This is a genomic window from Achromobacter sp. 46006 (assembly GCF_059761975.1).
Genome location: NZ_JCBANN010000072.1, coordinates 1 through 24,784, shown reverse-complemented (window position 1 = coordinate 24,784; position 24,784 = coordinate 1). Strand labels below are relative to the sequence as shown.

Genomic DNA, 24,784 nt, shown 5'->3' with positions numbered 1-24,784 from the left:
CTGCGGCGCATCGTGCTGCCGCAGGCGCTGCGCACCATTTTCCCGGCGCTGGGCAACTACGCGCTGGTGCTGGTCAAGGAAACCTCGCTGGTGGCCGTCATCAGTGTGTACGAGTTGATGCGGGCGGGTGAAATGCTGGCCGGCGCCACGTTCCAGGCGTTGACCGTCTACACCATGGTGGGGGTTATCTACTTCGTGCTGTGCAGTGCGCTGGCGTATCTGTTCCGGCGGTCGGAAAAGCGCCTGACCGTGCCCGGCTACTGGAGCGGCGCCGGCGACAACCACGACATTTCGAAGGCCTGACGCCATGGATGCAATGAACTACGCGGCGCCCATCATCACCATGCAGGGCGTGTCCAAATGGTATGGCGACTTCAAGGTGCTCGATGGACTGGACCTGGCGGTGCAGCCCGGCGAGAAGCTGATTCTCTGCGGCCCCTCCGGGTCGGGCAAATCCACCACCATCCGCCTGCTCAACCGGCTGGAGGAGCACCAGCGCGGCACAATCGTTGTCGACGGCATCGAGTTGAATGACGAAATCGGCAATATCGAGCGCATCCGCGCGGAAGTCGGCATGGTGTTCCAGCACTTCAACCTGTTCCCCCATCTGACGGTGCTGGAGAACTGCACCCTGGCGCCGACCCTGGTCAAGGGCGTGGCGCCGGACGAGGCGGTGGCGCGCGCCATGCATTATCTGGAGCGCGTCCGCATCCCGCAGCATGCGGCCAAGTATCCCGGTCAGTTGTCCGGCGGACAGAAGCAGCGCGTGGCGATCGCGCGGGCGCTGTGCATGCAGCCGAAGATCATGCTGTTCGATGAGCCGACCTCGGCGCTCGACCCCGAGATGGTCAAGGAAGTGCTCGATACCATGGTGGCGCTGGCGCGCGACGGTATGACGATGGTCTGCGTGACCCACGAAATGGGATTCGCGCGCGAGGTCGGCGACCGCGTGGTGTTCATGGACCAGGGCACGATAGTCGAGACCGCCGCGCCGGACGAATTCTTCCGCGCGCCGCGCACCGAGCGGGCCCAAGCCTTCCTGGGGCAGATCCTGGCGTAGGCGCGGCCCGCGCCGGCCGCCCGGAATTCCGCCCGACGGAACAAGCCGAATGGTTCCATGCCGGCGCGCGCAACTGGCTCTAGCGGGTTTGCGCTACGCTACCTATCATGCCAATCGGGCCGGCGCGCCGCCGCCGGCCCCTGCCTACACAAAACAACCAGGGAAACACGATGAACGGCGCTGATAGTCTTTGCGATACCCTTCTGGCCAATGATGTGGACGTCTGCTTCGCCAACCCGGGCACGTCCGAGATGCACTTCGTCGCGGCGCTGGATCGCAAACCGAAGATGCGCTGCGTGCTGGGCTTGTTCGAAGGCGTGGTGACGGGCGCGGCCGATGGCTATGCGCGCATGGCCGACAAGCCGGCCGCCACGCTGCTGCACCTGGGCCCGGGCCTGGGCAACGGCCTGGCCAACCTGCACAACGCCAAGCGCGCGCGCACGCCGATGGTCAACATCGTCGGCGACCACGCCACCTACCACGTGCAGTACGACGCGCCGCTGACCAGCGATGTCGAAGGCGTGGCGCGCCCGATGTCGCACTGGGTCAAGCGCGGCATGTCGGCCGAGTCGATGTCGGCGGATGCCGCCGAAGCCGTCGCCGTGGCACGCCGCCATCCGGGCAATATCGCCACCCTGATCCTGCCGGCCAACTCGGCCTGGACCGAGCTGCCGGCCGACACCGCGGTGGTGAAGGTCGTTGATGAAGCCGTGCCGCATACCAGCGTCGAGGCGGTGCGCGCCGCCGCTCGGGCGATCCGCTCCGGCGAGGCTACCACGCTGCTGCTGGGCAGCACTGCGCTGCGCGCGCGCGCTCTCAAGGCCGCCGGCCGCATCGCCCGCGCCACCGGCGTGCGGCTGATGTCCGAAACCTCCAACCGCCGCGTCGAGCGCGGCGGCGACCGCACGCCGGTGGAGCGGCTGCCTTACCCGATCGATCTGGCCGTGGCCAAGCTCAAGGACGTGCGCCACCTTGTGCTGGTCGGCGCCAGGGCGCCGGTGGGCTTTTTCGCCTATCCGGGCAAGCCCAGCCTGCTGGCGCCCGAGGATTGCGAGAAGATCGTGCTGGCCACGGTCGAGCAGGACCTGGCGCACGCCCTGGAATGGCTGGCCGACGAACTCGGCATCGCCGCCGACGCGCCGTGCCTGGCGGCCCCGGCACCCGCCTACGAGGTGCCCGCCAGCGGCAAGCTGACCGGTGCCGCCGTCAATATCCTGGTGGCGCATCACCTGCCCGAGAACGCCATCGTCTGCGACGAGTCGATCACCCAGGGGCGTGAATTCCCCATCTACAGCGCCAGCTGCGCGCCGCATGACTGGCTGATGCTGACCGGCGGCGCCATCGGCATCGGCCTGCCGCTGGCGGCCGGCGCGGCCGTGGCTTGCCCGGACCGCAAGGTCATCACCCTGCAGGCCGACGGCAGCGGCATGTACACCCTGCAGGCGCTGTGGACCCAGGCACGCGAGAATCTGGACTGCCTGACCGTGATCCTGGCCAACCGTTCCTATGCCACGCTGCATGGCGAGATGAAGAACGTGGGCGTGCAGGAACCGGGCCGCAACGCGCGCCGCATGCTCGATCTGGAAGAACCCTATCTGGACTGGACCCACCTGGCGCGCGGCATGGGCGTGGAGGCGGTCAGCGTCGATACGGTCGAGGGCTTTGCCCGTGCCTTGCAAGACGGCCTGAAGCGCCGCGGCCCGTTCCTGATCGAAGCGCTGATCTGACGCGCCTGCTGCGCGCCGCAAGACGCGCAGGCGGGGCCGTCAGACGCCCAGGTAGCGCGTCAGTTTCTCTGGCGCGGCGGCCAGCGCCGCGCTGTCGCCGTCCTGCACGATCAGCCCTTTTTCCATCACCAGACAGCGGTCGGTGTGGGCCAGCACAGCGCGGTAATTGCGGTCGACGATCAGCGTCGACATGCCGGTGGCGCGGATCCGCCGGATGATCTTCCAGATCTCGGCCACGATCAGCGGCGCCAGGCCCTCGGTGGCTTCATCCAGGATCAGAAGGTCGGGGTTGGTCATCAGCGCCCGGCCGATCGCCAGCATCTGCTGCTCGCCGCCCGACAACTGCTGGCCGCCGTGGCCCAGCCGTTCCGTCAGGCGCGGAAAGGTCTCCAGCACGCGCTCGTAGGTCCAGTCGCGCCGCCCCTGTTCGCCGGCGCGCGCCGCCACCAGCAGGTTTTCGCGCACGCTCAGGTTGGGGAAGATGCCGCGCCCTTCGGGAACGTAGGCCACGCCCATCCGCGCGATGGCATGCGGCCGCGCAGAGGTGCAATCGGCGCCTCGCACCGTCACGCGGCCCTGGGCGCTGCGCACCTGGCCCACCAGGCTGCGGATCAGGGTGGTCTTGCCCATGCCGTTGCGCCCAACCAGCCCGACGGATTCTCCTGCGGCGATGCGCAGGCCGACGCCGCGCAGCACGTGGCTGGCACCGTAGTACACATGCAGGCCGTCGGCCTCGATCAGTGTGCGCATGCGTGGGCTCCCTCCAGGTCTTCGCCCAGGTAGGCCGTGCGTACCTCGGCGTTGGCGCGGATCTGGGCCGGATCGCCGCTGGCGATGCTGCTGCCGTTGACCATCACAGTGATGGCGTCGGCGATGCGGAAGACCGCGTCCATGTCATGCTCCACCAGCAGGATGGCGTGGTTGGCCTTGAGCGTCTCCAGCAACGCCAGGATGCGGTCGGTTTCCTCGGGGCCCATGCCGGCCAGCGGTTCGTCCAGCAGCAGCACCTGCGGTTCGCCGGCCAGGCACATGGCGATCTCGAGCTGGCGCTTGCGGCCATGCGGCAGCAGTCCGGCCGGTTGCGCGGCGTCGGCCGCCAGGCCGGTGCGCTCCAGCGCCTGCTCGGCCAGCCCGGCGCTGGCCGAGCAGGCCGAGGCCGGCCGCCACCAGTGCCAGAACCGCTGGCGCCGCGCCTGCGCGGCCAGCCTGCAGTTCTCGAACACGCTCAGTTCCGGGAACAGGGTCGAGCGCTGGTAGCTGCGGCCCAGGCCGGCGCGGGCGCGCTCGGGCTGGCCCCAGGCGGTGATGTCGCGGCCGGCCAGCGACACCTGCCCGCTGCTGGGCGCGAGTTCGCCGGAGAGGATGTTGATCAGCGTCGACTTGCCGGCGCCGTTGGTGCCGATGACGGCATGCACTTCGCCGCGTCGCAGGGTCAGCGACACGCCATTGACGGCGGTCAGGCCGCCAAAGCGCCGCGTGAGCGCCTCGGCGGCCAGCAAGGGATCAGGCATGGGGTTCTCCTTGGATCGGCAGAGGCAGGGACTTGGGCGCGGTGGCGGCAGGCGCCGTCGGCGTGTGGCGAGCCCGGCGGCGGCGCCATTGGGCCGGCAGGCCCGCCAACCCGTCGGGCAGCAAGGCCACCAGCGCGATGACCGCCAGGCCCAGCGGCAGGTGCCAGTGACGCGCGTAGTCGCCGAACAGCGCCTGCGACTGGAACAGTTCCTGCAGCAGCACCAGCGTGGCCGTGCCCAGCACCGCGCCGCCCAGGCTGCCCATGCCGCCCAGGATCACCATCAGCAGCACCAGCCCTGACTGTTCCCAGGCCAGCAGCTCGGGCGTGACGAAGCCGTCCTTGAGCGCGAACAGGAAGCCGGCCAGCCCCGCCAGCGCGGCGCCGATCACATACGCCGCCAGCTTGTACGGATAAGTCGAATAGCCGGCCGCCCGCATGCGTTGTTCGTTGATGCGGATGCCGGCCAGCGCCGCGCCGAAGGGCGAACGCCGCAGCAACGCGAGAAAGCCCCAGGCCAACGCCAGGCAGGCCAGCACGAAGAAGTAGTAAGTGTGGCCCTGGTCCAGGTCGAACGGCAGCCAGCCGGCGATGTCGGCCTGCGGCCGGAAGTACAGATAGATACCGTCGCTGCCGCCGCCCAGCCCGGTATCGTGGAAGACGTAATAGGCCATCTGCGCGAAGGCAAGCGTCACCATGATGAAGTACACGCCGCGCGTGCGCAGCGCCAGCGCGCCGGTCAGCGCGGCATAGGCGGCAGCGGCCAGCAGCGCCGCCGCCAGTAGCAGCCACAGGCTGGCGGCCTCGGATTGCGGCGACAGCAGCGCGGCGACATAGGCGCCGATGCCGAAGAATGCCGCATGGCCCAGGCTGACCAGCCCGGCGCCGCCCACCAGCAACTGCAGGCTGAGCGCGAACACCGCGTAGATCATGATCTTCACGGCCAGGCCGGTGTAGTAGTCGCTGCCGCTCCAGGCGAAGACCGCCAGGGCCAGCAGGGTCGCGACAGGCATTAAACGATGCATCTTCATGGTCAGCCCTGTTTGAACAGCCCTTCGGGCTTGCACAGCAGAATCGCGGCCATCAGCACGTACACCAGTACGCCGGCGGCGGCGGGGAACAGCACCTGGCCGAAGGTCTCGACCACGCCCACCAGCATCGCGGCCAGGAACGCGCCACGGATCGAGCCGATGCCGCCGATCACCACGACGACGAAGCAGATGATCAGCACGCCGTTGCCCATGCCGGGATACACCGACGACACCGGCGCGGCGATGCCGCCAGCCAGCGCCGCCAGCGCCACGCCGGCGGCGAACACCAGCCGGTACAGCTTGTTGACGTCGATGCCCAGCGACCCGGTCATCTCGCGGTTGCTGGCGCCGGCGCGCAGCATCATGCCGAGCCGCGTGCGCGCGATGACCCAATACAGCAGCAGCGCCACCGCGATGCCCACCGCCGAAATGAACAGGCGGTACACCGGGTAGCTCATCACATCGCCCAGCGCGATGCTGCCCTGCAGCCAGGACGGCAGCGGCACACCGTGGACGTCGTTGCCGACCAGGATGCTGCGCAGCTCTTCGAACACCAGGATCAGGCCGTAGGTCATCAGCACCTGTTGCAAGTGGTTGCGGCGGTACAGGTAGCTGAAGAACGCCGCCTCCAGCAGATAACCGAGGGCTGCGGCTGCCAGCACGCACACCGCCAGTGTGGCGACGAAGCCGCCGCCGAGCCAGCGGTCCACCGCCGGCCCCAGCGCGAACGCCATGTAGGCGCCGATCATGTAGAAACTGCCGTGCGCCAGGTTGATGATCCCCATGATGCCGAAGATCAGCGTGAGCCCGCTGGCAACCAGGAACAGCAGCAGGCCGTACTGGAAGGCGTTGAGGCTCTGGATGAGCAGGATGCCGACGTCCATGGGGCCACCGTTCCTAGAGCTTGCAGCCGCGCGCGGGGTCGGCCAGCTTGCGCACGGCCACCTCGACCACCTTGTTTTCCAGGCCGTCGACGCGGCGCAGGTAGATGTCCTGCACCGGGTTGCCGGCCTTGGACAGCGTGAACGGGCCGCGCGGGCTGTCGACCGTGGCGCCGCGCATGGCCTGGCGGAAGTCCGCCTTCTTGCTGAAGTCGCCTTGCACCGCCGTCAGTCCGGACTGCATCAGTTGGGCCGCGTCATAGCCCTGCACCGCGTACACATCGGGTTGCGCGTTGTAGGTCTTGCTGTAGTCGGCGCGGAAGGCGTTGTCGCGCGGCGTGTTCAGGCCGTCGGCATAATGCAGCGTGGTCAGCAGGCCCTGCGCCGACGCGCCCTGCGCCTGCAGCGTGCCGTCGGTCAGAAAGCCCGAGCCGTACAGCGGAATGGTCTTGTCCAGTCCGGCGGCATGGTAGTCCTGCACGAACTTGACCGCGCCGCCGCCGGCGAAGAAGGTGAACACCATATCGGGCTTGAGCGCGGCGATCTCGGTCAGCAGCGATTGGAACTCGACATTGGGAAAGGGCAGGCTGAGTTCCTTGACGACCTTGCCACCGGCCTTCTCGAAACCTTCCTTGAAGCCGCCGATGGCCTCGTCGCCGGCCGCGTACTTCCAGGTGATGGTGACCGCCGTCTTGTGGCCGCGCGCCTTGGCCACCGGCCCCATGGCGTAGGCCGGCTGCCAGTTGGTGAACGACGTGCGGAAGATGCCTGGGCCGCACAGCGGTCCGGTGATGGCATTGGCGCCGGCGTTGGTCACGATCAGGGTGGTATCGGCGTCCTTGGCGGCCTTGGCCAGGGCCATGGCGACCCCCGAGTGCACGGTACCGATCAGCACGTCGACCTGGTCGCGCTTGATCAACCGGTTGGCGTTTTCGGCGGCCTTGGAGGGATTGGATTCGTCGTCCACCTTGAAGTATTCGAGTTCGCGCCCGCCGAGCTTGCCGCCCTGCTCGGCCACATACAGCTTGAAGCCGTTCTCGATGGCGTTGCCGAGCGCGGCGTAGGTGCCGCTATAGGGCAGCATGAAACCGACTTTGAGCTTGTCGGCGGCCAGGGCGCCGCTTGCGGCCAGCATCAGCGCCGCGCCTAGCGCGGCCCGGGTCAGGGCGTGGGTCATGGTGGAGTCTCCGTGCTTGTCATGGGCTGCCGGTGGGGCGGCCGGGTTGGTCCAGCGCGCCGACGAAGCCGGCGATGGCCTGGATAACGGTGGCGGGCTGGTCCTTGTGCGGCGAGTGGCGGCAGTCGGGAATCTCCAGCAATTGCGTCTGCGGCGCGGCGCGGCGGATGCCGCGTATCTGTTCGAGCGTGCCGTACTCGTCGTCCACGCCCTGCATCGCCAGCACCGGGCAAATGATGCGCGGCAAGTGTTCTTCAATGTTCCAGCGTCGGAAGGCGGGGTCCAGCCAGGCGTCGTTCCAGCCGCAAAAGGCCGAATCGACATCATCGTGATGGCGCGCCAGCCGAGCGCGCAGCTCCGTGTCCCGGTAGGCCTGGCGCGCCTGTTCGATGTGCGCCACGGTACGGTCCTCGACGAAGATGTGCGGCGCCGCCACCACCACGCCCGCCACCGCGCCGGGATGCATGGCGGCGTAAAGCAGGGCAATGGAGCCGCCATCGCTGTGGCCGAACAGGATGGGCCGGTCCCGTTTGGCATCGATGCCGAGCGCGGCGAGCAGTGTCGGCAGCACCTCAAGCGCCTCGTGGTGCATGAAGTCGACGGGACGCTTTTCACCGGCGGCCAGCGGCGTGGAGCGACCGTAGCCACGGCGCGAATAGACCAGCCCGCGGCAGCCGGCGGCTTCGCAGGCCTGCCGCGGCCAGTCCTTCCACATGGATACGGACCCCAGGCCTTCGTGCAGGAACACCAGCAGCGGCGCGTCCTGGCGCGATGCCTTGATCCATTGGTATTCCAGGCGCAGGTGGCGGCCCGGCGTGTGTACGTCGGCAAGGGCGGTGGGTTCGGGCACGGGCACGGCGCTCATGGCGTGACCTGTTCAAGCTGCCGCAGGCGGAAGCGCTGGATCTTGCCGGTGGCGGTCTTGGGCAGTTCGTCCGTGAAGTCGATCTGGCGCGGGTACTTGAAGGGCGCCAGGTGCTGCTTGACGTAGCGCTGCAGGTCGGCGCCGGTGTCCGCGTCGGGCGCGTAGCCCGGGCGCAGCACCACATAGGCCTTGGTCTTGACCAGTCCGTCGTGATCGGGAACGCCGATCACCGCCGCTTCCAGCACCGCCTCGTGCTGCACCAGCACGTTCTCGACCTCCACCGGCGACACGTACTGGCCGCTGACCTTGATCATGTCATCGCTGCGGCCGGCATAGGTGTAGTAGCCGTCGGCATCGCAAATGTACTTGTCGCCGCTCTTGAGCCAGTCACCCAGGAAGCATTGGCGCGTCTTGTCGCGATTGTTCCAGTACATCAGCGCGGCGCTGGGGCCCTTGATGTAGAGGTCGCCAATGGCGCCGGCGGCCACCGGCGCGCCATTGTCGTCGCGCAATTGCACTTCATAGCCGGGCACGGGCTTGCCGGTGGTGCCATAGCGCAGTTGGCCGGCTCGGTTCGACAGGAAAATGTGCAGCATCTCGGTCGAACCGATGCCGTCCAGGATGTCGCAGCCGAAATGGCGCTGGAAGCGCTCGCCGATATCGCGCGGCAAGGCTTCGCCGGCCGAGGTGCAGATGCGCATCGCCACCTGCTCGCGCGGCGGCAGATCGGGCGCGGCCAGCATGCTGGCGTACAGCGTCGGCACGCCATAGAACACGGTGGGGCGGTGCCGCACGAGGCGCTGGAACACCGCTTGGGGCGTCGGCCGCTCGGCCATCAGCACGACGGTGGCGCCGACCGACAGCGGGAACGTCAGGCCGTTGCCCAGGCCGTAGGCGAAGAACAGCTTGGCGGCCGAGAACGCCACGTCATCCTCGCGGATGCCCAGCACCGGCTTGGCATACAGTTCGGCGGTATGCCACAGATTGCCATGGGTGTGCACCACGCCCTTGGGCTTGCCGGTCGAGCCGGACGAATACAGCCAGAAGGCGATTTCGTCGGACAGCGTGCGCGCGGCCGGCGCCAGGGGGGCGGCCGCCAGCAGCGGTTCGAGCGCGAGCGCGCCGTCCGCCAGGGCATTCCCCGGCCGCGACACCACCAGGTGTTCGACTTCGCCCGGGGCCAGGGCCAGCGCCGCCCGCAGCGTCGGCAGCAGCGCGTCCGAGACGAACGCGGCGCGCACGCGGCTGTGATCCAGGATGTAGGCGTAATCGTCGGCCGTCAGCAGGGTGTTGACGGCCACCGGCACGACGCCGGCATGCAGCGCGCCCAGGAAGACCACCGGCCAGTCGGCAGTGTCCTGCATCAGCAGCAGGATGCGTTCCTCGCGCCGCAGCCCCAACTGGCGCAGTGCGCCCGCCATGCGCGCCACGCGCTCGGCCAGTTGGCCATAGGTGATCTGGCCGGTGTCGTCGATGTAGGCGGGCTTGGCGGCGCGCGGCGCGTTCAAGGCGGCCAGGTGGCTGGCGAAATTCAGTTCGGTGGGGCAGGCGTTCACGGTTGTCTCCTGGTGTCCTGGCGGATGGTCGCCGTGGCCGCGGTCGCGAGCCTTATGCAGCTCGTCAGGGGGGGGCGGCTCGGCGTGCGCGCGCGTCAGCCGGCGCCGGGGGCGGGCCTGCGGCGCGGGTCGCCGCCAGGGCGTGACGGGGGTGGGGGCAGGGGATTCATGCGCGCGTGAACTCGATGGCGCCGCCCGGCAGCAGATAGAGGACCAGGGCGCGGCCCTGCGTCACCGTGGGACGGTGGGCGCTGCCGGGTCCGTAGACCAGCCAGCCGGCGCCATGGCCGTCGAAGCGGGCGTCGGCGGTCAACGGCATGATCATGTCGATCTCGCCATTCGGGTGGGCGTGGTGCGGGCCGGCCAGGTCGTCCATGTCGACCACGTCGACCGAGCAGCCCGCGAGATCCTCGGCGGGCTTGATGACGCGGCCATAGCGGATGCCGCCGCCTTCGCGGTTGCACATCCAGCCGTCGGCCACGCCTTGCCTACAGGTGGCGAAGATGTCCGCGTACAGGGCGCTGCCGGGGCCGGCCTCGGCATTCAGCCGCTGTTGCAGGGCGGCGTCGAGCGCCTGGCCGGCCATCAGGCCCGTCACCTGGCGCATCAGCGCGTGGAATCGTTCTGGCGTGCTCACCCTGTCTCCTCCTATACACTGTCGGCGCTTCAGCGGCGGATGCAATCCAATGCTGTTTTGCGGCACCTGACACACTGTTGAAGCTATGGAAGGAAAAATAGTGCTTCCATTGATGTGGGTCAAGCACTATAGTGCATAAATCGGGTGTTATCAGGGTTTTTGCGGAGTCAGCTACACCATGAACCAAGCGCTAGAAGACGCGGCGCCAACCGAACCCAGGCGGGAAGCCTTCCTGGTGGCATTGGGCGAGCGGGTGCGCCGCCTGCGGGCCATCCGCGGCATGACGCGCAAGGGGTTGTCGCAGGTGACCGGCGTGTCCGAGCGGCATCTGGCCAACCTCGAGCACGGCGTGGGCAATGCCTCGATCCTGGTGCTGCTGCAGATCGCCCGTGCCTTCAACTGCGCGCTGGCCGAGCTGGTGGGCGATGTCACCACCGAATCGCCCGACTGGCTGCTGATCCGCGAACTGCTCAGCGGCCGCACCGAATCCGATCTGCAGCGTGCGCGCGAGGCGCTGACCCAGTTGTTTGGCGTGGGCGCCGGCGCGCAACGGCCCAACCGCACCCAGCGTATCGCGCTGATCGGCCTGCGCGGCGCCGGCAAGTCGACGCTGGGCCAGATGCTGGCCGATGACCTTGGCTACCCGTTCGTCGAGTTGAACCGCGAGATCGAGCGCGTGGCCGGCTGCAGCATTCTCGAAATCCATAATCTGTACGGCCCCAATGCCTACCGCCGCTATGAACGCCGCGCGCTGGAAGAAGCGGTGCAGATCTATCCGGAAATGGTGCTGGCCACGCCTGGCGGGCTGGTGTCCGAACCCGCCACCCTCAACCTGTTGCTGGCGCACTGCTACACGGTGTGGCTGCGCGCCACGCCCGAGGAGCACATGGGCCGGGTGATGGCGCAGGGTGACTTCCGTCCCATGTCCGGCAACAACGAAGCCATGGCGGACCTCAAGCGCATCCTGGCCGGGCGCGAGGCGTTCTACGCCAAGGCCGACCTGACCTGGGTCACCAGTCACCTTGAGGTACAGGAAAGCTTCGCCGGCCTGCGCGCGCAGGTGCGCAAGGCTTGCGGCCTGCCGCTGTAACGTTCGAGGCCTGCGCCGGCCGCCAGGCCGCCCCGCATCGGGGCGGCCTTTTCTTTGGCGTGGCGCTGGCGCCGCGACGCCCGCGCTGAGCGGCAAGGGGGCTGCATTGGCGGGTACCGCCGCGTGAGCGCGCGACCTGCACTTTTATGCATCTTTTGCTTGACGCTGATTTTCGCCTGCACTAATATGCATAATAATTCATGTCGTGCAGTATTTTTCCTGTCAGGTTAGGGCATTAGGAGACAAGCGATGAGCAGCACCGCCAGCAAGGTCGACTTTCGGACCGATCCCACCCAGTACCGCCATTGGCGTCTGTCGTTCGATGGCCCGGTCGCCACGCTGGCGATGGACGTGGCCGAAGACGGTGGCCTGCGCCCCGGCTACAAGCTCAAGCTCAATTCCTACGACCTGGGCGTGGACATCGAGCTGCACGACGCGCTGCAGCGCATCCGTTTCGAGCATCCGGAAGTGCGCAGCGTGGTCGTCACCAGCATGAAGGACCGCATCTTCTGTTCGGGCGCCAATATCTTCATGCTGGGCCTGTCCTCGCATGCCTGGAAGGTCAACTTCTGCAAGTTCACCAACGAAACCCGCAATGGCATCGAGGACTCCAGCCGCCACGGCGGCCTGAAGTTCATCGCCGCGCTCAACGGCGCCTGCGCCGGCGGCGGCTACGAGCTGGCCCTGGCCTGCGACGAGATCCTGCTGGTCGACGATCGCTCGTCTTCGGTCGCGTTGCCCGAAGTGCCGCTGCTGGGCGTGCTGCCGGGCACCGGCGGCCTGACCCGCGTCACCGACAAGCGCCGCGTGCGCCACGATCACGCCGACATCTTCTGCACCCTGGTCGAAGGCGTGCGCGGCCAGCGCGCCAAGGACTGGCGCCTGGTCGATGACGTGGTCAAGCCGGCGCAGTTCGAGGCCGCGGTGCGCGAGCGCGCGCTGGCGCTGGCCGAGGGCAGCAGCCGCCCTGCCGGCGAGGCCGGCGTGGCGCTGACGCCGTTGGCGCGCGAGGAAAGCGCCGATGCCCTGTGCTACCGCTACGTCGAGGTGCAACTGGATCGCGCCAAGCGCCAGGCCACCTGGACGGTTCGCGCGCCGCAGGGGCCGGTGGAAACCGAACTGGCCGACATCGTGGCCGCCGGCGCGGCCTGGTGGCCGTTGCAGATGGCGCGCGAACTGGATGACGCCATCCTGTCGCTGCGCACCAATGAACTCGACGTCGGCACCTGGATCTTCAAGACCGAGGGCGACGCGCAGGCCGTGCTGGCCGCCGACGCCGCGCTGCAACGCCACGCCGATCACTGGTTCGTGCGCGAGACCGCCGGCCTGCTGCGCCGCACGCTGGCGCGCCTGGATGTGACCTCGCGCAGCCTGTTCGCGCTGGTCGAACCGGGCTCGTGCTTTGCCGGCACCTTGCTCGAACTGGCGCTGGCCGCCGACCGCAGCTACATGCTGGACAGCGACGGCGAAGGATACGACGCGGCCCAACTGATCGTCGGCGAGGCCAACTTCGGCGCCTACCCGATGGTCAACGGCCAGAGCCGCCTGCAACGCCGCTTTTACGAGGAAACGGCGCCGCTGGAAGCGGTGCGGGCCCGCGCCGGCCAGCCGCTGGCCGCGCGCGACGCGCTGGCATTGGGCCTGGTGACCTACGCACCCGACAGCATCGACTGGGACGACGAAGTGCGCATGATGCTGGAAGAGCGCCGCGCGCTGTCGCCCGACGCCCTGACCGGCCTGGAAGCCAACCTGCGCTTCGGCGGCCGCGAAACCATGGAAACCCGCATCTTCGGCCGCCTGACGGCGTGGCAGAACTGGATCTTCAATCGGCCCAACGCGGCGGGCGAGAAGGGCGCGCTCAAGCTGTACGGCAAGGGCGAACAGGCCGCGTTCGACTGGAACCGCGTCTAGCGCGGCCATCCGCGGCAAATCCCGAGACATGGCGCCGGCCCGCGCAGCGCGGCCGCCGCCCCAAGACCCGACGCCGCCCCGACGCGGCCGTCCATCCAGGAGCAGAGACAATGTCAGGCATCAACTACAGCGACAAGATCCCCAATAACGTCAACCTGTCCGGCGACCGCACCCTGCAGCGCGCGCTGGAACACTGGCAGCCCAACTACCTGCAATGGTGGCAGGACATGGGCCCGGATGGCTCGCATGGCTTCGACGTCTACCTGCGCACCGCCGTCAGCGTCGAGCCCGATGGCTGGGCCCACTTCAACCATGTGCGCATGCCCGACTACCGCTGGGGCATCTTCCTGGCGCCGCAGGACGGCCAGCGCAAGATCCACTTCGGCGAGAACATGGGCCGCGACGTGTGGCAGGACGTGCCGGGCGAACACCGCGCCAACCTGCGCCGCATCATCGTCACGCAGGGCGACACCGAGCCCGCCTCGATCGAGCAGCAGCGCCACCTGGGCCTGACCGCGCCGTCGCAGTACGACCTGCGCAACCTGTTCCAGATCAACGTCGAGGAAGGCCGCCACCTGTGGGCCATGGTCTACCTGCTGCATCGCTACTTCGGCCGCGACGGCCGCGAGGAGGCCGACGCGCTGCTGCAGCGCACCTCCGGCGATTCGGACAACCCGCGCATCCTCGGCGCCTTCAACGAGAAGACGCCGGACTGGCTGGCGTTCTACATGTTCACCTACTTCACCGACCGCGACGGCAAGTTCCAGTTGTGCGCGCTGGCCGAATCCAGCTTCGACCCGCTGGCCCGCACCACCAAGTTCATGCTGACCGAGGAAGCGCACCACATGTTCGTGGGCGAATCCGGCATCTCGCGCGTGATCCAGCGCACCTGCGAAGTGATGAACCAGTTGAAGACCGACGACCCCGCCGCCGTGCGCGCCGCCGGCGTCATCGACCTGCCGACGATCCAGCGCTACCTGAACTTCCACTACAGCGTCACCATCGACCTGTTCGGCGCCGACCAGTCGTCCAACGCCGCCATCTTCTACGGCTCGGGCCTGAAGGGCCGCTACGAAGAGAGCAAGCGCAACGACGACCACCAGCTCAAGAACGACACCTACCGCGTGCTGTCGGTCGACAACGGCAGGCTGCGCGAGATCGAGGTGCCGATGCTGAACGCACTGAACGAAGTGCTGCGCGATGACTTCATCCGCGACTCGGTGGCCGGCATCGGCCGCTGGAACAAGGTCATCGAAAAGAGCGGCATCGCCTTCCGCCTGCAGGTGCCGCACAAGGCGTTCAACCGCCAGATCGGCACGCTGGCCGGCATCCGCATGTCGCCCGAGGGCGAGATCCTGTCCGAAGCGCAATGGCAGGCGTATCGCCACCAATGGTTGCCCACGCCCGAAGACCGCGAGTTCGTGGCTTCGCTGATGGGCCGCGTGACCGAGCCCGGCAAGTTCGCCAACTGGATCGCGCCGCCGGTCATGGGCATCAATCGCCAGCCCGTGAACTTCGAGTACGTTCGTTTCAACTAAGGCCTTGCGGTGGCGCCTGGCGCCGCCGCCCCGCGCATTCGGATGACCGTGATGAACGCAGCCCTGCCCGTAGAAGTCCTGAAGCAGCATCTGATCGATCCCGAGATCTGCATCCGCTGCAACACCTGCGAAGAAACCTGTCCGATCGACGCGATCACGCACGACAGCAACAACTACGTGGTCGACCCGGATATCTGCAACGGCTGCATGGCCTGCGTGCCGCCGTGCCCGACCGGCTCGATCGACAACTGGCGGCTGGTGGCGCGCGCCGAAGCGTACTCGTTGCAGGACCAGTTGGGCTGGGACGAACTGCCGCGCGAGCAGCCGCTGCCGGATGCGGCTGCGCAGGCCCAGGCCGATGCGACCGGGGAAGCGGCGCCCGCCCTCATCGCCGCCGCGCCGTCCGTCAGCCCCGGCGCCAGCGTGCCGCCGTGGTCCGCCGCGCATCCCTACGTCAACCTCTACACCCACAAGACGCCGGTGACCGCCACCGTGGTCGGCAACTACCGTGTCACGGGCGCCGACACCGACAGCGACATCCATCACATCGTGCTGGACTTCGGCGAGCTGCCGTTCCCGGTGCTGGAAGGCCAATCGATCGGCATCCTGCCGCCCGGCACCGACGCCCAGGGCCGGCCGCACCACGCGCGCCAATACTCATTGGCCAGTCCCCGCGACGGCGAGCGCGCCGGCTACAACAACCTGTCGTTGACGGTCAAGCGCGTCACCGAAGACCACCAGGGCCAGCCGGCGCACGGCGTTTGTTCCAACTACTTGTGCGACCTGGCCAGGAACGACACCGTGCAGGTGATCGGGCCGTTCGGCCATACCTTCCTGATGCCGAACCATCCGCGCGCCAATCTCGTCATGATCTGTACCGGCACCGGTTCGGCGCCGATGCGCGCGATGACCGAGCGCTACCGGCGCCGCATCGAGACCGGCGAGAATGGCCGCCTGATGCTGTTCTTTGGCGCCCGCACCGAGCGCGAACTGCCGTACTTCGGCCCGCTGATGAAGCTGCCGCGCGATTTCATCGACATCAACCTGGCGCTGTCGCGCGAAGCCGGCCAGCCCAAGCGCTACGTGCAGGACCTGATCCGCGAGCGCGCCGCCGACATGCGCGGCCTGCTGGCCGATCGCAACACCTGCATCTACGTCTGTGGTCTGAAGGGCATGGAAGTCGGCGTGCTGGACGCCCTGCGCGACGTGACGGTGCAAGCGGGGCAGGATTGGACTATCCTGCACGATGTGTTGCGCCGCGAGGGGCGGCTGCACTTCGAGACCTATTGAGAGGGCGACAGGTATCCTGGGCGTCCCTGAACGGTCCGCCACGCCAGGGGAAGTCCACCAATGAAGTTCGCTGATTTCAAGGACGGCATGCTGATCAAGGCCGGTCCGGTCACCATCACGGAAGCCGAAATCCTCGAGTTCGCCCGCAAGTACGATCCGCAGTGGTTCCATACCGATCTCAAGCGCGCTTCCGAAGGCCGTTGGGGCGGCCTCATCGCCAGCGGCTGGCACACCTGCGCGCTGGCCATGCGCATGGCGGTGGACGCCGCGCTGCATGATTCCGAATCGTTCGGCTCGCCCGGCCTGGGCGAAGTGCGCTGGCGCACGCCGGTGCGGCCGGGCGACCAACTGCGCCTGGAGGCCCGCGTGCAGGGCGCGCGCACCTCGTCCTCGCGCCCCGACCTGGGCATCATCACCTGGGCCTGGACAGTGATCAACCAGCACGACGAAGCCGTGCTGGAACTGGATGCGACCAGTCTGTTCGACCTGTCGGGAGACTGACCACGGCGGCCGCCTAGGGCCGCCGCATCGCCTTCAGGATGGCCACGCCCTCCGGGCCCGCCGCCGCTTCCCATTGCCTGACCGAATCCGCCGCCGCTTCCTTCAGCGCGCGGCGCACCGGCGTCGGCACGGCAGTGTCTATGGCCACGCCGTTCTTGCGCATATTGGCGTAGTTCTGCTGCAACCGGCCTTCGATGCGCTTCCACTGTTCCGCTTCGGTCTGCGCGGCGGCCTGGTCGATGGCCTTGCGCGACTTGGCGTCCAGGGCCTGGTAGGCCCGCAGGTTCATGGTGGCGATCGAGACCGGCATGGCGTAGTTGATCTCGGCAAAGTGGGGCAGGTGCTGCCACAGCTTGCGGCCGGCGCCGCCATCGCCCGATGACAACACTGCGTTGACCTCGCCCGAGGCGATGCGCGGCATCGCATCGGCGAACGAGATGTTCCGCGCCTGCGCCCCGGCCTTGCGCAGCACATCCTGCGAGGTGGCGTCGTAAGTGCGGATGCTCAGTGCCTTCAGGGCCGCCACGCTGTCGACCTTGTCCTTGGACCAGATGCCGGAGGCGGGCCAGGGCGTGGTGTAGAGCAGCTTCTGGCCGTGCGCGGCCAGCAGCTTTTCGTAGGCCGGACGGGCAGACTTGTTCAAGGCCCGCGCCTTGGACAGCGAATCGGCCAGGAACGGCAGCGACGACACGCCGAACAACGGATACCGGGCAGCGAGCGCCCCGGCGAAAGCATCGCCGGCATCGACCTTGCGCGCCTCGACCGCGTCGATCATGTCGCCCGATTTGATGCCCTTGGCGGCATCGAAGCTGGCATCGATGACGACCTTGCCGGCGCTCTTGCTGCGGACCAGATCGGCAAAGGTGGACAAGCCCTGGCCCGGCATCGACGTGGCCGGGTACTCGGTGGTCATGGTGAGGGTGGTGGCGGCGAATGCGCCGTGGCTGGCGAAAGCGATGACGATGCCGGCCCACAGGCGGCGGGGGGAACTGCCAAGCATGCGCGACTCCTGGTCGTGACGAGAAATCCGGGGTCGGGCAGGCGGATGCAGCGGGCCGGCGCCAGGCCATTTGCACGTAGCGTAAGGCATGGCCCGCGCAAGGGCTAGCTCCTGATAACCCTGATGCGCATGACCCCTTGAATGCCCTGGCCCGCCAAGCCGGCGCGACGCTGCTTCAGAGCTTCAGACTGGCGCTCAGACCATACGCGCGTGGATCGCTCCACGCGCTCGTCGCCATAGCCCTGCCAGCCGCCCAGCGGCTCCAGCAACATGCGATCCAGCATCTCCCTGCGCTCCTGATGGCAAATTCCCGCCATCAAGAATACGAAAACTACCCCTCCACGCTATTGCGCGATGAACCAAAAAAAAACGCCCCTCGAAAGGGGCGTCAACGTTTCGCCATGGCGGCGAACCGCGCGTCGGGAGCAGAGCCGGGCCCCCTTCGCGCAGCGAACTGCAAATCAATAGAAGGCCTGGATGCCGGTCTGCGCGCGGCCCAGGATCAGGGCGTGCACGTCGTGGGTGCCTTCGTAGGTGTTGACCACTTCCAGGTTCACCAGGTGGCGGGCCACGCCGAACTCGTCGGAGATGCCGTTGCCGCCCAGCATGTCGCGGGCCAGGCGGGCGATGTCCAGCGCCTTGCCGCACGAATTGCGCTTCATGATCGAGGTGATCTCGACCGCGGCGGTGCCTTCGTCCTTCATGCGGCCCAGGCGCAGGCAGCCCTGCAGCGCCAGCGTGATCTCGGTCTGCATGTCGGCCAGCTTCTTCTGGATCAGTTGGTTGGCGGCCAGCGGGCGGCCGAACTGCTTGCGGTCCAGGGTGTACTGGCGGGCAGTGTGCCAGCAGGCTTCGGCGGCGCCGACCGCGCCCCAGGCGATGCCGTAGCGGGCCGAGTTCAGGCAGGTGAACGGACCCTTCAGGCCCGACACGCCGGGCATCATCTGGTCGTCGGACACTTCAACTTCGTCCATGACGATTTCACCGGTGATCGAGGCGCGCAGGCCGACCTTGCCGTGGATGGCGGGGGCGGTCAGGCCCTTGGTGCCCTTGTCGAGGATGAAGCCGCGGATCTTGCCATCGAACTCGCCGCCCACGCACTTGGCCCACACCACGAACACGTCGGCGATGGGCGAGTTGGTGATCCACATCTTGTTGCCCGTCAGCTTGTAGCCGTCGGCGGTCTTGACCGCGCGCGTTTCCATGCCGCCGGGGTCGGAACCGTGGTTGGGTTCGGTCAGGCCGAAGCAGCCGATCCATTCGCCGCGGGCCAGCTTGGGCAGGTACTTCTGCTTCTGCGCTTCGCTGCCGAATTCGTTGATGGGCACCATCACCAGCGACGACTGCACGCTCATCATCGAGCGGTAGCCGGAGTCGATGCGCTCGACTTCACGGGCGATCAGGCCGTAGCTGACGTAGTTCAGGCCGGCGCCGCCGTATTCGGCGGGGATGGTGGCGCCCAGCAGGCCCAGCTCGCCCATTTCCGAGAAGATTTCCGGGTCGGTCTTTTCGTTGCGGAAGGCGTTCAGCACGCGCGGGGCCAGCTTGTCCTGCGAGTAGGCGTGGGCGGCATCGCGCACCATGCGTTCTTCTTCGGTGAGCTGCTGGTCCAGCAACAGGGGATCTTGCCAATGGAACGAGGGATTCGAGGACATGCTGGGTCTCCGCTATGGATTTCCGTTTTCGGAATCTGGAAAGTTTAAACCTAAAATAATTGGCGCGGCAACCCGGGTTTACGCGACGCGCGCGGGCGCGCCGTGGTGGGTTGCCGCCGCCTCGGGATCAGTGCTGGGCCTTGAGCGCCGCGTCGCGGATCTTGTCCAGCGTGGTCGACGGCGTGATGGCCTGCGGGTCGATGAAGCAGTGCAGGATGGCCGGCTTGCCGCTGGCCAGCGCGCGCTCGAACGCCGGGCCGAACTGCTCGTTGGTCTCGACGCGTTCGCCATGGCCGCCGAAGGCGCGGGCGTAGTCGGCGAAGTCAGGGTTCTTCAGTTCGGTGGCGGACACGCGGCCGGGGTAGTGCTTTTCCTGGTGCATGCGGATGGTGCCGTACATGCCGTTGTCGACCAGCACCACGATGATGGGCAGGTCGTACTGCACGGCGGTGGCGAATTCCTGGCCGTGCATCAGGAAGCAGCCGTCGCCGGCGAAGCAGACCACGGTCTTGTCGGGCCAGACGCGCTTGGCGCCCACGGCGGCCGGCAGGCCGTAGCCCATCGAGCCCGAGGTCGGCGCCAGTTGCGTGCCGAAGCGGGTGAAGCGGTGGAAGCGGTGCAGCCAGGTGGCGTAGTTGCCAGCGCCGTTGGTCATGATGGCGTCGGCCGGCAGCGTCTTTTCCAGATAGGCCATGACCTGGCCCATCTGCAGCGCGCCCGGGGTGGTGACGGTGGTCGGGTCGCTCCACTTCAGGTACGACTCGCGCATGGCCTGAGTGCCGTCGGCCCAGGCCGGCTGGGCGGGGGCCTTCAGGCCGGCCAGCGCCTCGGCGAAGGCGGCGGGCGAGGTGTTGATGGCCAGCGTGGGGCGGTAGACGCGGGCCAGTTCGCCAGCGTCCGGATGCACGTGCACCAGCTTTTGCCTGGGCACCGGGATGTCCAGCAGCGTGTAGGCCTGGCTGGGGTTTTCCGACATGCGGCCGCCGACCAGTAGCACCAGGTCGGCGTCGGCCACGCGCTTGAGCAGGGCCGGGTTGATGCCCAGGCCGACGTCGCCGATGAAACACGGATGGTCGGCCGGGAACAGCATCTGGCGGCGGAACGACACCGCCGTGGGCAGCGCGTGGCGCTGCGCGAAGTCGGCGAACTGCTGCACCGCGCGCGCGTCCCAGCGCGTGCCGCCGAGAATCGCCACGGGGTTGCTGGCCTGGGCCAGCAGTCGTTCCAGGTCGGCCAGTTGGCCGGCGGTGGGGGCGGCGTCGATGACTTCGTAGCGCGGTGCGTCGGCCACCTGCGCGGCCTCGACCAGCATGTCCTCGGGCAGCGCGATCACCACCGGGCCGGGACGGCCCGAGGTGGCGATGTGAAAGGCGCGCGAGATCAGTTCGGGAATGCGCTCGACCTGGTCGATTTCCGTGACCCACTTGGCCTGCGTGCCGAACACGGCGCGGTAATCCATTTCCTGGAAGGCCTCGCGCTCGCGCATGCCGCGCTCGATCTGGCCGACGAACAGGATCATCGGAGTCGAGTCCTGCTTGGCGATGTGCACGCCGGCCAGCGCGTTGGACGCGCCCGGGCCGCGGGTCACCATGCAGATGCCGGGTTCGCCGGTCAGCTTGCCATGGGCGTCGGCCATCATGGCCGCGCCGCCTTCCTGGCGGCAGACCGTGACCTTGATGTCGGCGTCGTGCAGGCCGTCCAGCACCGCCAGGTAGCTCTCGCCGGGAACGCAGAAAACGTGTTTGACGCCTTGGGCGACGAGCTGGTCGACCAGGATGTGGCCGCCGAGGCGGGATGCTTGCTGGGACATGGTGGGTGTCAGGATGAGCCGAGAATAGGACATCCGAGCATAATGTTCCTTGATCGCACAAAGCAATTGATAAAATTGCACAATCTATTGATTCGCCGGCACGACCCGGCGGAACGGCCCGGGCCGCGTCGCCGTTGGCGCTGCCGGGCGGTCCCGCATTCCTGGCCGGTATTTCGCGTCCCATGAGAAACGGCATCCCCAATCTGAGCGCCCTGCAGGCGTTCGAGGCCTCGGCCCGCCTGGGCAGCTTTTCGCGCGCCGCCGAAGAACTGTCGCTGACCCATAGCGCCGTCTACCGCCAGGTGGCCAGCCTCGAGGCGCGGCTCGGCGTGCAACTGTTCACGCGGGTGCGGCGGCGCATCGTGCTGACCGACCCTGGCGCCGAATATGCGGGGCGCATCCGTCACCACCTGGACCAGATCGAGAAGGACACGTTCGGCCTGGTCAGCCGCACCGGCATGGGCCGCAGCGTCCACATCGCCGTGGTGCCGACGCTGGCCACCACCTGGCTGATCCCGCGGCTGGCGGATTTCCAGCGGGCGCAGCCGGACATCACCGTCAGCCTGTCGGTGCGGACCCTGCCGTTCCAGTTCAAGGACCAGCCGTTCGACGGCGCGGTCTACCACGGCGACACCCTGTGGCCCGGCACCCAGGGCGTCTTGCTGTTTCCCGAGCGCGAACTGGTGCCGGTCTGCGCGCCCGGGCTGATGGCCGGTGTTTCCGAGGCCGGCATGGGGGCGCTGGCCGGCATGACCCATCTGCACCTGAGTTCGCGGCCCGATGCCTGGCGCCAGTGGTATGGCGCCAACAACTACCTGTACGGCCCGCAGGCCGCGGGCGGTCCGCGCTATGAGTTGTTCACCATGGTGATGGCGGCGGTGCAGGCCGGCCTGGGCGTGGGCCTGATGCCACGCTTCCTGGCGCAGCCGGCGCTGGACCAGGGCTCGCTGGTGATGCCGGTGCCGCAGTCGCTGACGGTGAGCCAGGGCTATTACTTCGGCTATCCGCAACGCAGCGAGCGCTCCGAGGCGCTGAAGCTGTTCGAGGCCTGGCTCAAGTCGGCCGCCGCGGCGGTGGCGGGGCGCTGACTCCGCGCCGCCGTAGAATGAGCCCCGTTGCCGGCGTCCTGCCGGCCCGCCTGCCGCCGGCCGGCGTTCCCGACGCATTGCCTCCGCCCCATGTCCGACTCCCGTGCTCCGCTCGCCTCCCAGGCCGATATCGACGCCTTCATCGACACCGTCTGGCTCGAAGACGGCCTGTCGGCCAATACGCTGGCGGCGTACCGGCGCGACCTGACCGGTTTCGCGCGCTGGCTGGAAGACCCCGAGGCCTACGCCCGCGAGATGGCCGACCGCTACGGCGAAGCGGCTCCGTCCCCGGCCGCGCCGGCCGGCCGCGCCAAGGTGCTGACCGAGGCGGGCAAGGCCGACATCGAGGCCTGGTTCGCCTTCCGGCACGAAGAGACCCGCGCCACCACCGCCAACCGGCGCCTGGCGGCGTTGCGGCGCTTTTTCGCCTGGGCCCTGCGCGAGCACCGCGCCGCGCAGGACCCCTGCCTGACCCTGGTGGCCGCCAAGCAGCCCCCGCGCCTGCCCAAGACGCTGTCCGAACAACAGGTCGACGCCTTGCTGCGCGCGCCCGATCTGACCCAGGCGCGCGGCCTGCGTGACCGCGCCATGCTGGAAACGCTGTACGCCACCGGCCTGCGGGTGTCCGAACTGGTCGGCCTGCGGGCGCTCGACGTCAGCCTGGACGAGGGCGTGGTGCGCGTGGTGCAGGGCAAGGGCGGCAAGGATCGGCTGGTGCCGCTGGGCGCGGAGGCGGCGCACTGGATCGACCGCTACCTGAAGACCGCGCGCCCCGAACTGGGCGCCGGTCGCGTCAGCGATGCGCTATTCATCACCGCGCGCACCGAGGCCATGTCGCGCCAGGCTTTCTGGCAATTGGTCAAGAAGTACGCGGTGCTGGCGGGGGTGCACGCGCCGTTGTCGCCGCACGTGCTGCGCCATGCCTTCGCCACGCACCTGCTGAACCACGGCGCCGACCTGCGCGTGGTGCAGATGCTGCTGGGCCACGCCGACATCTCCACCACGCAGATCTATACCCATGTGGCCCGCGAGCGCCTGAAGGCATTGCACGCCGCGCACCATCCGCGCGGTTGACCCCCGCCGTTTGCGCGCCTGCGCCGGCCTGCCTACACTTTTGCCTTCGTCTTTCCTGCCTCCTGCCATGAGCAAAGCCCGCCACGTCTCCGAAACGCCCGCCACCCAGTTCCTCAAGCAGCACAAGGTGGTTTACACCGAGCACACCTACGACTACATCGACCATGGCGGCGCCGGCGAGGCCGCGCGCCAGCTCGGGCTCGATCCACACGCGGTGGTCAAGACGCTGGTGATGGAAGACGAAGCGGCCAGACCGCTGATCGTGGTGATGCATGGCGACCGCGAAGTCTCCACCAAGAACCTGGCGCGCCAGGCCGGACTGAAGAAGGTCGAACCGTGCAAGCCCGAAGTCGCGCAGCGCCATTCCGGTTATCAGGTGGGCGGCACCTCGCCGTTCGGCACGCGCAAGAGGATGCCGGTGTGGGTCGAGGCCGAAGTGCTGCAATACCCGGTCGTCTACATCAACGGCGGCCGCCGCGGCTATCTGGTGGGCATCGACCCGAACGTGCTGGTGAGCCTGCTGGGCGCCAGGCCCGTGACGGTGGCGCTGGAATAGGCGGCCGGCCGCGCGCCGGGATTCCGGCGCATGCGTGCGGGCGTGGCCCGCGCCGCGCGGTATCCCGTTACCACCCGGGGGCGCCTGAGCGGGGGCACAATGGTCGCAGAACACCAAGAACCGGTTGCCCGGTCCCCGGGCGCCGCAGCCGGCGATCCCCCATTCCCAGGAGACAATCATGAGCAAGAGACTGTTGATGCTGGTCGGCGACTATGCCGAAGACTACGAAACCATGGTGCCATTCCAGACGTTGCTGGCAGTGGGCCACACGGTGCATGCGGTCTGCCCGGGCAAGAAGTCCGGCGAGAGCATCGCCACCGCGATTCACGACTTCGAGGGCGCCCAGACCTACAGCGAAAAGCGCGGCCACAATTTCGCCCTGAACTATGACTTCGACCGGGTCGAGGCGGGCTCCTACGATGGTCTGGTGATTCCGGGCGGCCGCGCGCCGGAATACCTGCGCCTGAACGAAAAAGTGCTGGAGATCGTGCGCGCCTTCGATCAGGCGAAAAAGCCGATCGCGGCCGTCTGCCACGGGGCCCAGCTACTGGCGGCCGCCGGCATCCTGGAAGGGCGCACCTGCTCGGCGTATCCGGCGTGCGCGCCGGAAGTGCGGCTGGCCGGGGGCACCTATGCCGAGATCGGCATCGACCAGGCCTATACCGATGGCAACCTGGTGACCGCGCCGGCCTGGCCCGCCCACCCGGCCTGGCTGGCGCAATTCCTGGCCGTGCTCGGCACCAAGATCACGCATTGAGCCGCGCGCGCCGCGTTGCGGCCGTTCAGCGCGCGCGGCTTGCTGCGCACGCCGGCGCCTGGTGCCTACT

General features: G+C 68.1%; 24 protein-coding genes. 12 read left to right on the top strand and 12 right to left on the bottom strand.

The window, feature by feature from the left end; genetic code table 11:
* From AC6LKG_RS23450 to AC6LKG_RS23440, 3 genes are all read left to right on the top strand, one after another.
* Positions 1-303 (top strand): ABC transporter permease family protein (locus tag AC6LKG_RS23450; RefSeq protein ID WP_498168749.1); only part of this gene is annotated, 303 nt, incomplete at its 5' end.
* Positions 304-307: 4 nt separating this feature from the next.
* Positions 308-1,060 (top strand): amino acid ABC transporter ATP-binding protein, encoded by a 753-nt coding sequence (locus AC6LKG_RS23445; RefSeq protein ID WP_498168746.1) that lies wholly within the window; start codon positions 308-310, stop codon positions 1,058-1,060.
* A gap of 170 nt (positions 1,061-1,230) precedes the next feature.
* Complete coding sequence (locus tag AC6LKG_RS23440; protein ID WP_498168743.1) at positions 1,231-2,787, top strand: acetolactate synthase large subunit; 1,557 nt, start codon at positions 1,231-1,233, stop codon at positions 2,785-2,787.
* Positions 2,788-2,826: 39 nt separating this feature from the next.
* On the opposite strand, the gene AC6LKG_RS23435 is transcribed toward AC6LKG_RS23440, so the two are convergent.
* The 8 genes from AC6LKG_RS23435 to AC6LKG_RS23400 form a co-directional block, all read right to left on the bottom strand.
* A complete protein-coding gene (locus AC6LKG_RS23435; RefSeq protein ID WP_498168741.1) occupies positions 2,827-3,537 on the bottom strand; it encodes an ABC transporter ATP-binding protein in 711 nt (236 codons plus the stop codon).
* On the bottom strand, positions 3,525-4,298 hold the full coding sequence (locus AC6LKG_RS23430; RefSeq protein ID WP_498168738.1) for an ABC transporter ATP-binding protein: 774 nt from the start codon (positions 4,296-4,298) through the stop codon (positions 3,525-3,527). Before AC6LKG_RS23430 ends, AC6LKG_RS23435 begins: the two co-directional genes overlap by 13 nt.
* Complete coding sequence (locus AC6LKG_RS23425; protein WP_498168752.1) at positions 4,291-5,322, bottom strand: branched-chain amino acid ABC transporter permease; 1,032 nt, start codon at positions 5,320-5,322, stop codon at positions 4,291-4,293. The genes AC6LKG_RS23430 and AC6LKG_RS23425 overlap by 8 nt, the downstream gene beginning before the upstream one ends.
* An 8-nt stretch (positions 5,323-5,330) precedes the next feature.
* Positions 5,331-6,212, bottom strand: a complete 882-nt coding sequence (locus AC6LKG_RS23420; RefSeq protein ID WP_498168736.1) for a branched-chain amino acid ABC transporter permease — start codon at positions 6,210-6,212, stop codon at positions 5,331-5,333.
* Between the two features lie 13 nt (positions 6,213-6,225).
* Complete coding sequence (locus AC6LKG_RS23415; protein ID WP_498168733.1) at positions 6,226-7,386, bottom strand: ABC transporter substrate-binding protein; 1,161 nt, start codon at positions 7,384-7,386, stop codon at positions 6,226-6,228.
* Positions 7,387-7,405: 19 nt separating this feature from the next.
* Complete coding sequence (locus AC6LKG_RS23410; RefSeq protein WP_498168731.1) at positions 7,406-8,251, bottom strand: alpha/beta fold hydrolase; 846 nt, start codon at positions 8,249-8,251, stop codon at positions 7,406-7,408.
* Positions 8,248-9,807, bottom strand: coding sequence for a benzoate-CoA ligase family protein (locus AC6LKG_RS23405; RefSeq protein ID WP_498168729.1), 1,560 nt, complete (start codon positions 9,805-9,807; stop codon positions 8,248-8,250). Before AC6LKG_RS23405 ends, AC6LKG_RS23410 begins: the two co-directional genes overlap by 4 nt.
* Before the next feature lie 166 nt (positions 9,808-9,973).
* Entirely contained in the window at positions 9,974-10,444 is a 471-nt protein-coding gene (locus tag AC6LKG_RS23400) for a DUF4863 family protein (RefSeq protein WP_498168727.1), read from the bottom strand.
* Between the two features lie 178 nt (positions 10,445-10,622).
* Between AC6LKG_RS23400 and AC6LKG_RS23395 the strand changes: the two genes are divergently transcribed.
* From AC6LKG_RS23395 to AC6LKG_RS23375, 5 genes are all read left to right on the top strand, one after another.
* Positions 10,623-11,534, top strand: coding sequence for a helix-turn-helix transcriptional regulator (locus tag AC6LKG_RS23395; RefSeq protein ID WP_498168724.1), 912 nt, complete (start codon positions 10,623-10,625; stop codon positions 11,532-11,534).
* Positions 11,535-11,783: 249 nt separating this feature from the next.
* Positions 11,784-13,445: a 2,3-epoxybenzoyl-CoA dihydrolase gene (boxC, locus tag AC6LKG_RS23390; RefSeq protein ID WP_498168721.1), complete on the top strand. Its 1,662-nt coding sequence runs from the start codon at positions 11,784-11,786 to the stop codon at positions 13,443-13,445.
* Between the two features lie 110 nt (positions 13,446-13,555).
* Positions 13,556-14,983 carry a benzoyl-CoA 2,3-epoxidase subunit BoxB gene (gene boxB, locus AC6LKG_RS23385; RefSeq protein WP_498168719.1) on the top strand — a complete coding sequence of 476 codons (1,428 nt, stop codon included), beginning with the start codon at positions 13,556-13,558 and terminating at the stop codon, positions 14,981-14,983.
* Positions 14,984-15,034: 51 nt separating this feature from the next.
* Positions 15,035-16,273: a benzoyl-CoA 2,3-epoxidase subunit BoxA gene (gene boxA, locus AC6LKG_RS23380; protein ID WP_498168716.1), complete on the top strand. Its 1,239-nt coding sequence runs from the start codon at positions 15,035-15,037 to the stop codon at positions 16,271-16,273.
* A gap of 60 nt (positions 16,274-16,333) precedes the next feature.
* Positions 16,334-16,774, top strand: coding sequence for a MaoC family dehydratase (locus AC6LKG_RS23375; protein WP_498168713.1), 441 nt, complete (start codon positions 16,334-16,336; stop codon positions 16,772-16,774).
* A 13-nt stretch (positions 16,775-16,787) separates the two neighbouring features.
* On the opposite strand, the gene AC6LKG_RS23370 is transcribed toward AC6LKG_RS23375, so the two are convergent.
* The 4 genes from AC6LKG_RS23370 to AC6LKG_RS23355 all read right to left on the bottom strand — a co-directional run bounded on the left by AC6LKG_RS23370 (position 16,788) and on the right by AC6LKG_RS23355 (position 21,239).
* A complete protein-coding gene (locus tag AC6LKG_RS23370) occupies positions 16,788-17,774 on the bottom strand; it encodes a TRAP transporter substrate-binding protein (RefSeq protein ID WP_498168711.1) in 987 nt (328 codons plus the stop codon).
* 104 nt (positions 17,775-17,878) lie between these two features.
* A complete protein-coding gene (locus AC6LKG_RS23365; RefSeq protein WP_498168708.1) occupies positions 17,879-18,058 on the bottom strand; it encodes a hypothetical protein in 180 nt (59 codons plus the stop codon).
* A gap of 177 nt (positions 18,059-18,235) precedes the next feature.
* On the bottom strand, positions 18,236-19,429 hold the full coding sequence (locus AC6LKG_RS23360) for an acyl-CoA dehydrogenase (protein WP_498168706.1): 1,194 nt from the start codon (positions 19,427-19,429) through the stop codon (positions 18,236-18,238).
* A 127-nt stretch (positions 19,430-19,556) separates the two neighbouring features.
* Positions 19,557-21,239 carry a thiamine pyrophosphate-binding protein gene (locus AC6LKG_RS23355; protein WP_498168704.1) on the bottom strand — a complete coding sequence of 561 codons (1,683 nt, stop codon included), beginning with the start codon at positions 21,237-21,239 and terminating at the stop codon, positions 19,557-19,559.
* A 182-nt stretch (positions 21,240-21,421) separates the two neighbouring features.
* Between AC6LKG_RS23355 and AC6LKG_RS23350 the strand changes: the two genes are divergently transcribed.
* From AC6LKG_RS23350 to AC6LKG_RS23335, 4 genes are all read left to right on the top strand, one after another.
* Positions 21,422-22,327 (top strand): LysR substrate-binding domain-containing protein, encoded by a 906-nt coding sequence (locus tag AC6LKG_RS23350; protein WP_498168701.1) that lies wholly within the window; start codon positions 21,422-21,424, stop codon positions 22,325-22,327.
* Positions 22,328-22,417: 90 nt separating this feature from the next.
* A complete protein-coding gene (xerD, locus tag AC6LKG_RS23345; RefSeq protein WP_498168699.1) occupies positions 22,418-23,401 on the top strand; it encodes a site-specific tyrosine recombinase XerD in 984 nt (327 codons plus the stop codon).
* A gap of 67 nt (positions 23,402-23,468) precedes the next feature.
* Positions 23,469-23,957, top strand: coding sequence for a Cys-tRNA(Pro) deacylase (gene ybaK / locus AC6LKG_RS23340; protein ID WP_498168696.1), 489 nt, complete (start codon positions 23,469-23,471; stop codon positions 23,955-23,957).
* A gap of 178 nt (positions 23,958-24,135) precedes the next feature.
* Positions 24,136-24,714, top strand: coding sequence for a DJ-1/PfpI family protein (locus AC6LKG_RS23335; RefSeq protein ID WP_421427402.1), 579 nt, complete (start codon positions 24,136-24,138; stop codon positions 24,712-24,714).
* Positions 24,715-24,784 lie beyond the last annotated feature (70 nt).

What these genes read in the sequence shown, in the direction of transcription:
- AC6LKG_RS23445 (WP_498168746.1), top strand. Translation starts at nt 308, where the DNA reads ATGGATGCAATGAACTACGCGGCGCCCATCATCACCATGCAGGGCGTG.
- AC6LKG_RS23440 (WP_498168743.1), top strand. Translation starts at nt 1,231, where the DNA reads ATGAACGGCGCTGATAGTCTTTGCGATACCCTTCTGGCCAATGATGTG.
- AC6LKG_RS23435 (WP_498168741.1), bottom strand. Translation starts at nt 3,537, where the DNA reads ATGCGCACACTGATCGAGGCCGACGGCCTGCATGTGTACTACGGTGCC.
- AC6LKG_RS23430 (WP_498168738.1), bottom strand. Translation starts at nt 4,298, where the DNA reads ATGCCTGATCCCTTGCTGGCCGCCGAGGCGCTCACGCGGCGCTTTGGC.
- AC6LKG_RS23425 (WP_498168752.1), bottom strand. Translation starts at nt 5,322, where the DNA reads ATGCATCGTTTAATGCCTGTCGCGACCCTGCTGGCCCTGGCGGTCTTC.
- AC6LKG_RS23420 (WP_498168736.1), bottom strand. Translation starts at nt 6,212, where the DNA reads ATGGACGTCGGCATCCTGCTCATCCAGAGCCTCAACGCCTTCCAGTAC.
- AC6LKG_RS23415 (WP_498168733.1), bottom strand. Translation starts at nt 7,386, where the DNA reads ATGACCCACGCCCTGACCCGGGCCGCGCTAGGCGCGGCGCTGATGCTG.
- AC6LKG_RS23410 (WP_498168731.1), bottom strand. Translation starts at nt 8,251, where the DNA reads ATGAGCGCCGTGCCCGTGCCCGAACCCACCGCCCTTGCCGACGTACAC.
- AC6LKG_RS23395 (WP_498168724.1), top strand. Translation starts at nt 10,623, where the DNA reads ATGAACCAAGCGCTAGAAGACGCGGCGCCAACCGAACCCAGGCGGGAA.
- boxC (WP_498168721.1), top strand. Translation starts at nt 11,784, where the DNA reads ATGAGCAGCACCGCCAGCAAGGTCGACTTTCGGACCGATCCCACCCAG.
- boxB (WP_498168719.1), top strand. Translation starts at nt 13,556, where the DNA reads ATGTCAGGCATCAACTACAGCGACAAGATCCCCAATAACGTCAACCTG.
- boxA (WP_498168716.1), top strand. Translation starts at nt 15,035, where the DNA reads ATGAACGCAGCCCTGCCCGTAGAAGTCCTGAAGCAGCATCTGATCGAT.
- AC6LKG_RS23375 (WP_498168713.1), top strand. Translation starts at nt 16,334, where the DNA reads ATGAAGTTCGCTGATTTCAAGGACGGCATGCTGATCAAGGCCGGTCCG.
- AC6LKG_RS23370 (WP_498168711.1), bottom strand. Translation starts at nt 17,774, where the DNA reads ATGCTTGGCAGTTCCCCCCGCCGCCTGTGGGCCGGCATCGTCATCGCT.
- AC6LKG_RS23365 (WP_498168708.1), bottom strand. Translation starts at nt 18,058, where the DNA reads ATGCTGGATCGCATGTTGCTGGAGCCGCTGGGCGGCTGGCAGGGCTAT.
- AC6LKG_RS23360 (WP_498168706.1), bottom strand. Translation starts at nt 19,429, where the DNA reads ATGTCCTCGAATCCCTCGTTCCATTGGCAAGATCCCCTGTTGCTGGAC.
- AC6LKG_RS23355 (WP_498168704.1), bottom strand. Translation starts at nt 21,239, where the DNA reads ATGTCCCAGCAAGCATCCCGCCTCGGCGGCCACATCCTGGTCGACCAG.
- AC6LKG_RS23350 (WP_498168701.1), top strand. Translation starts at nt 21,422, where the DNA reads ATGAGAAACGGCATCCCCAATCTGAGCGCCCTGCAGGCGTTCGAGGCC.
- xerD (WP_498168699.1), top strand. Translation starts at nt 22,418, where the DNA reads ATGTCCGACTCCCGTGCTCCGCTCGCCTCCCAGGCCGATATCGACGCC.
- ybaK (WP_498168696.1), top strand. Translation starts at nt 23,469, where the DNA reads ATGAGCAAAGCCCGCCACGTCTCCGAAACGCCCGCCACCCAGTTCCTC.
- AC6LKG_RS23335 (WP_421427402.1), top strand. Translation starts at nt 24,136, where the DNA reads ATGAGCAAGAGACTGTTGATGCTGGTCGGCGACTATGCCGAAGACTAC.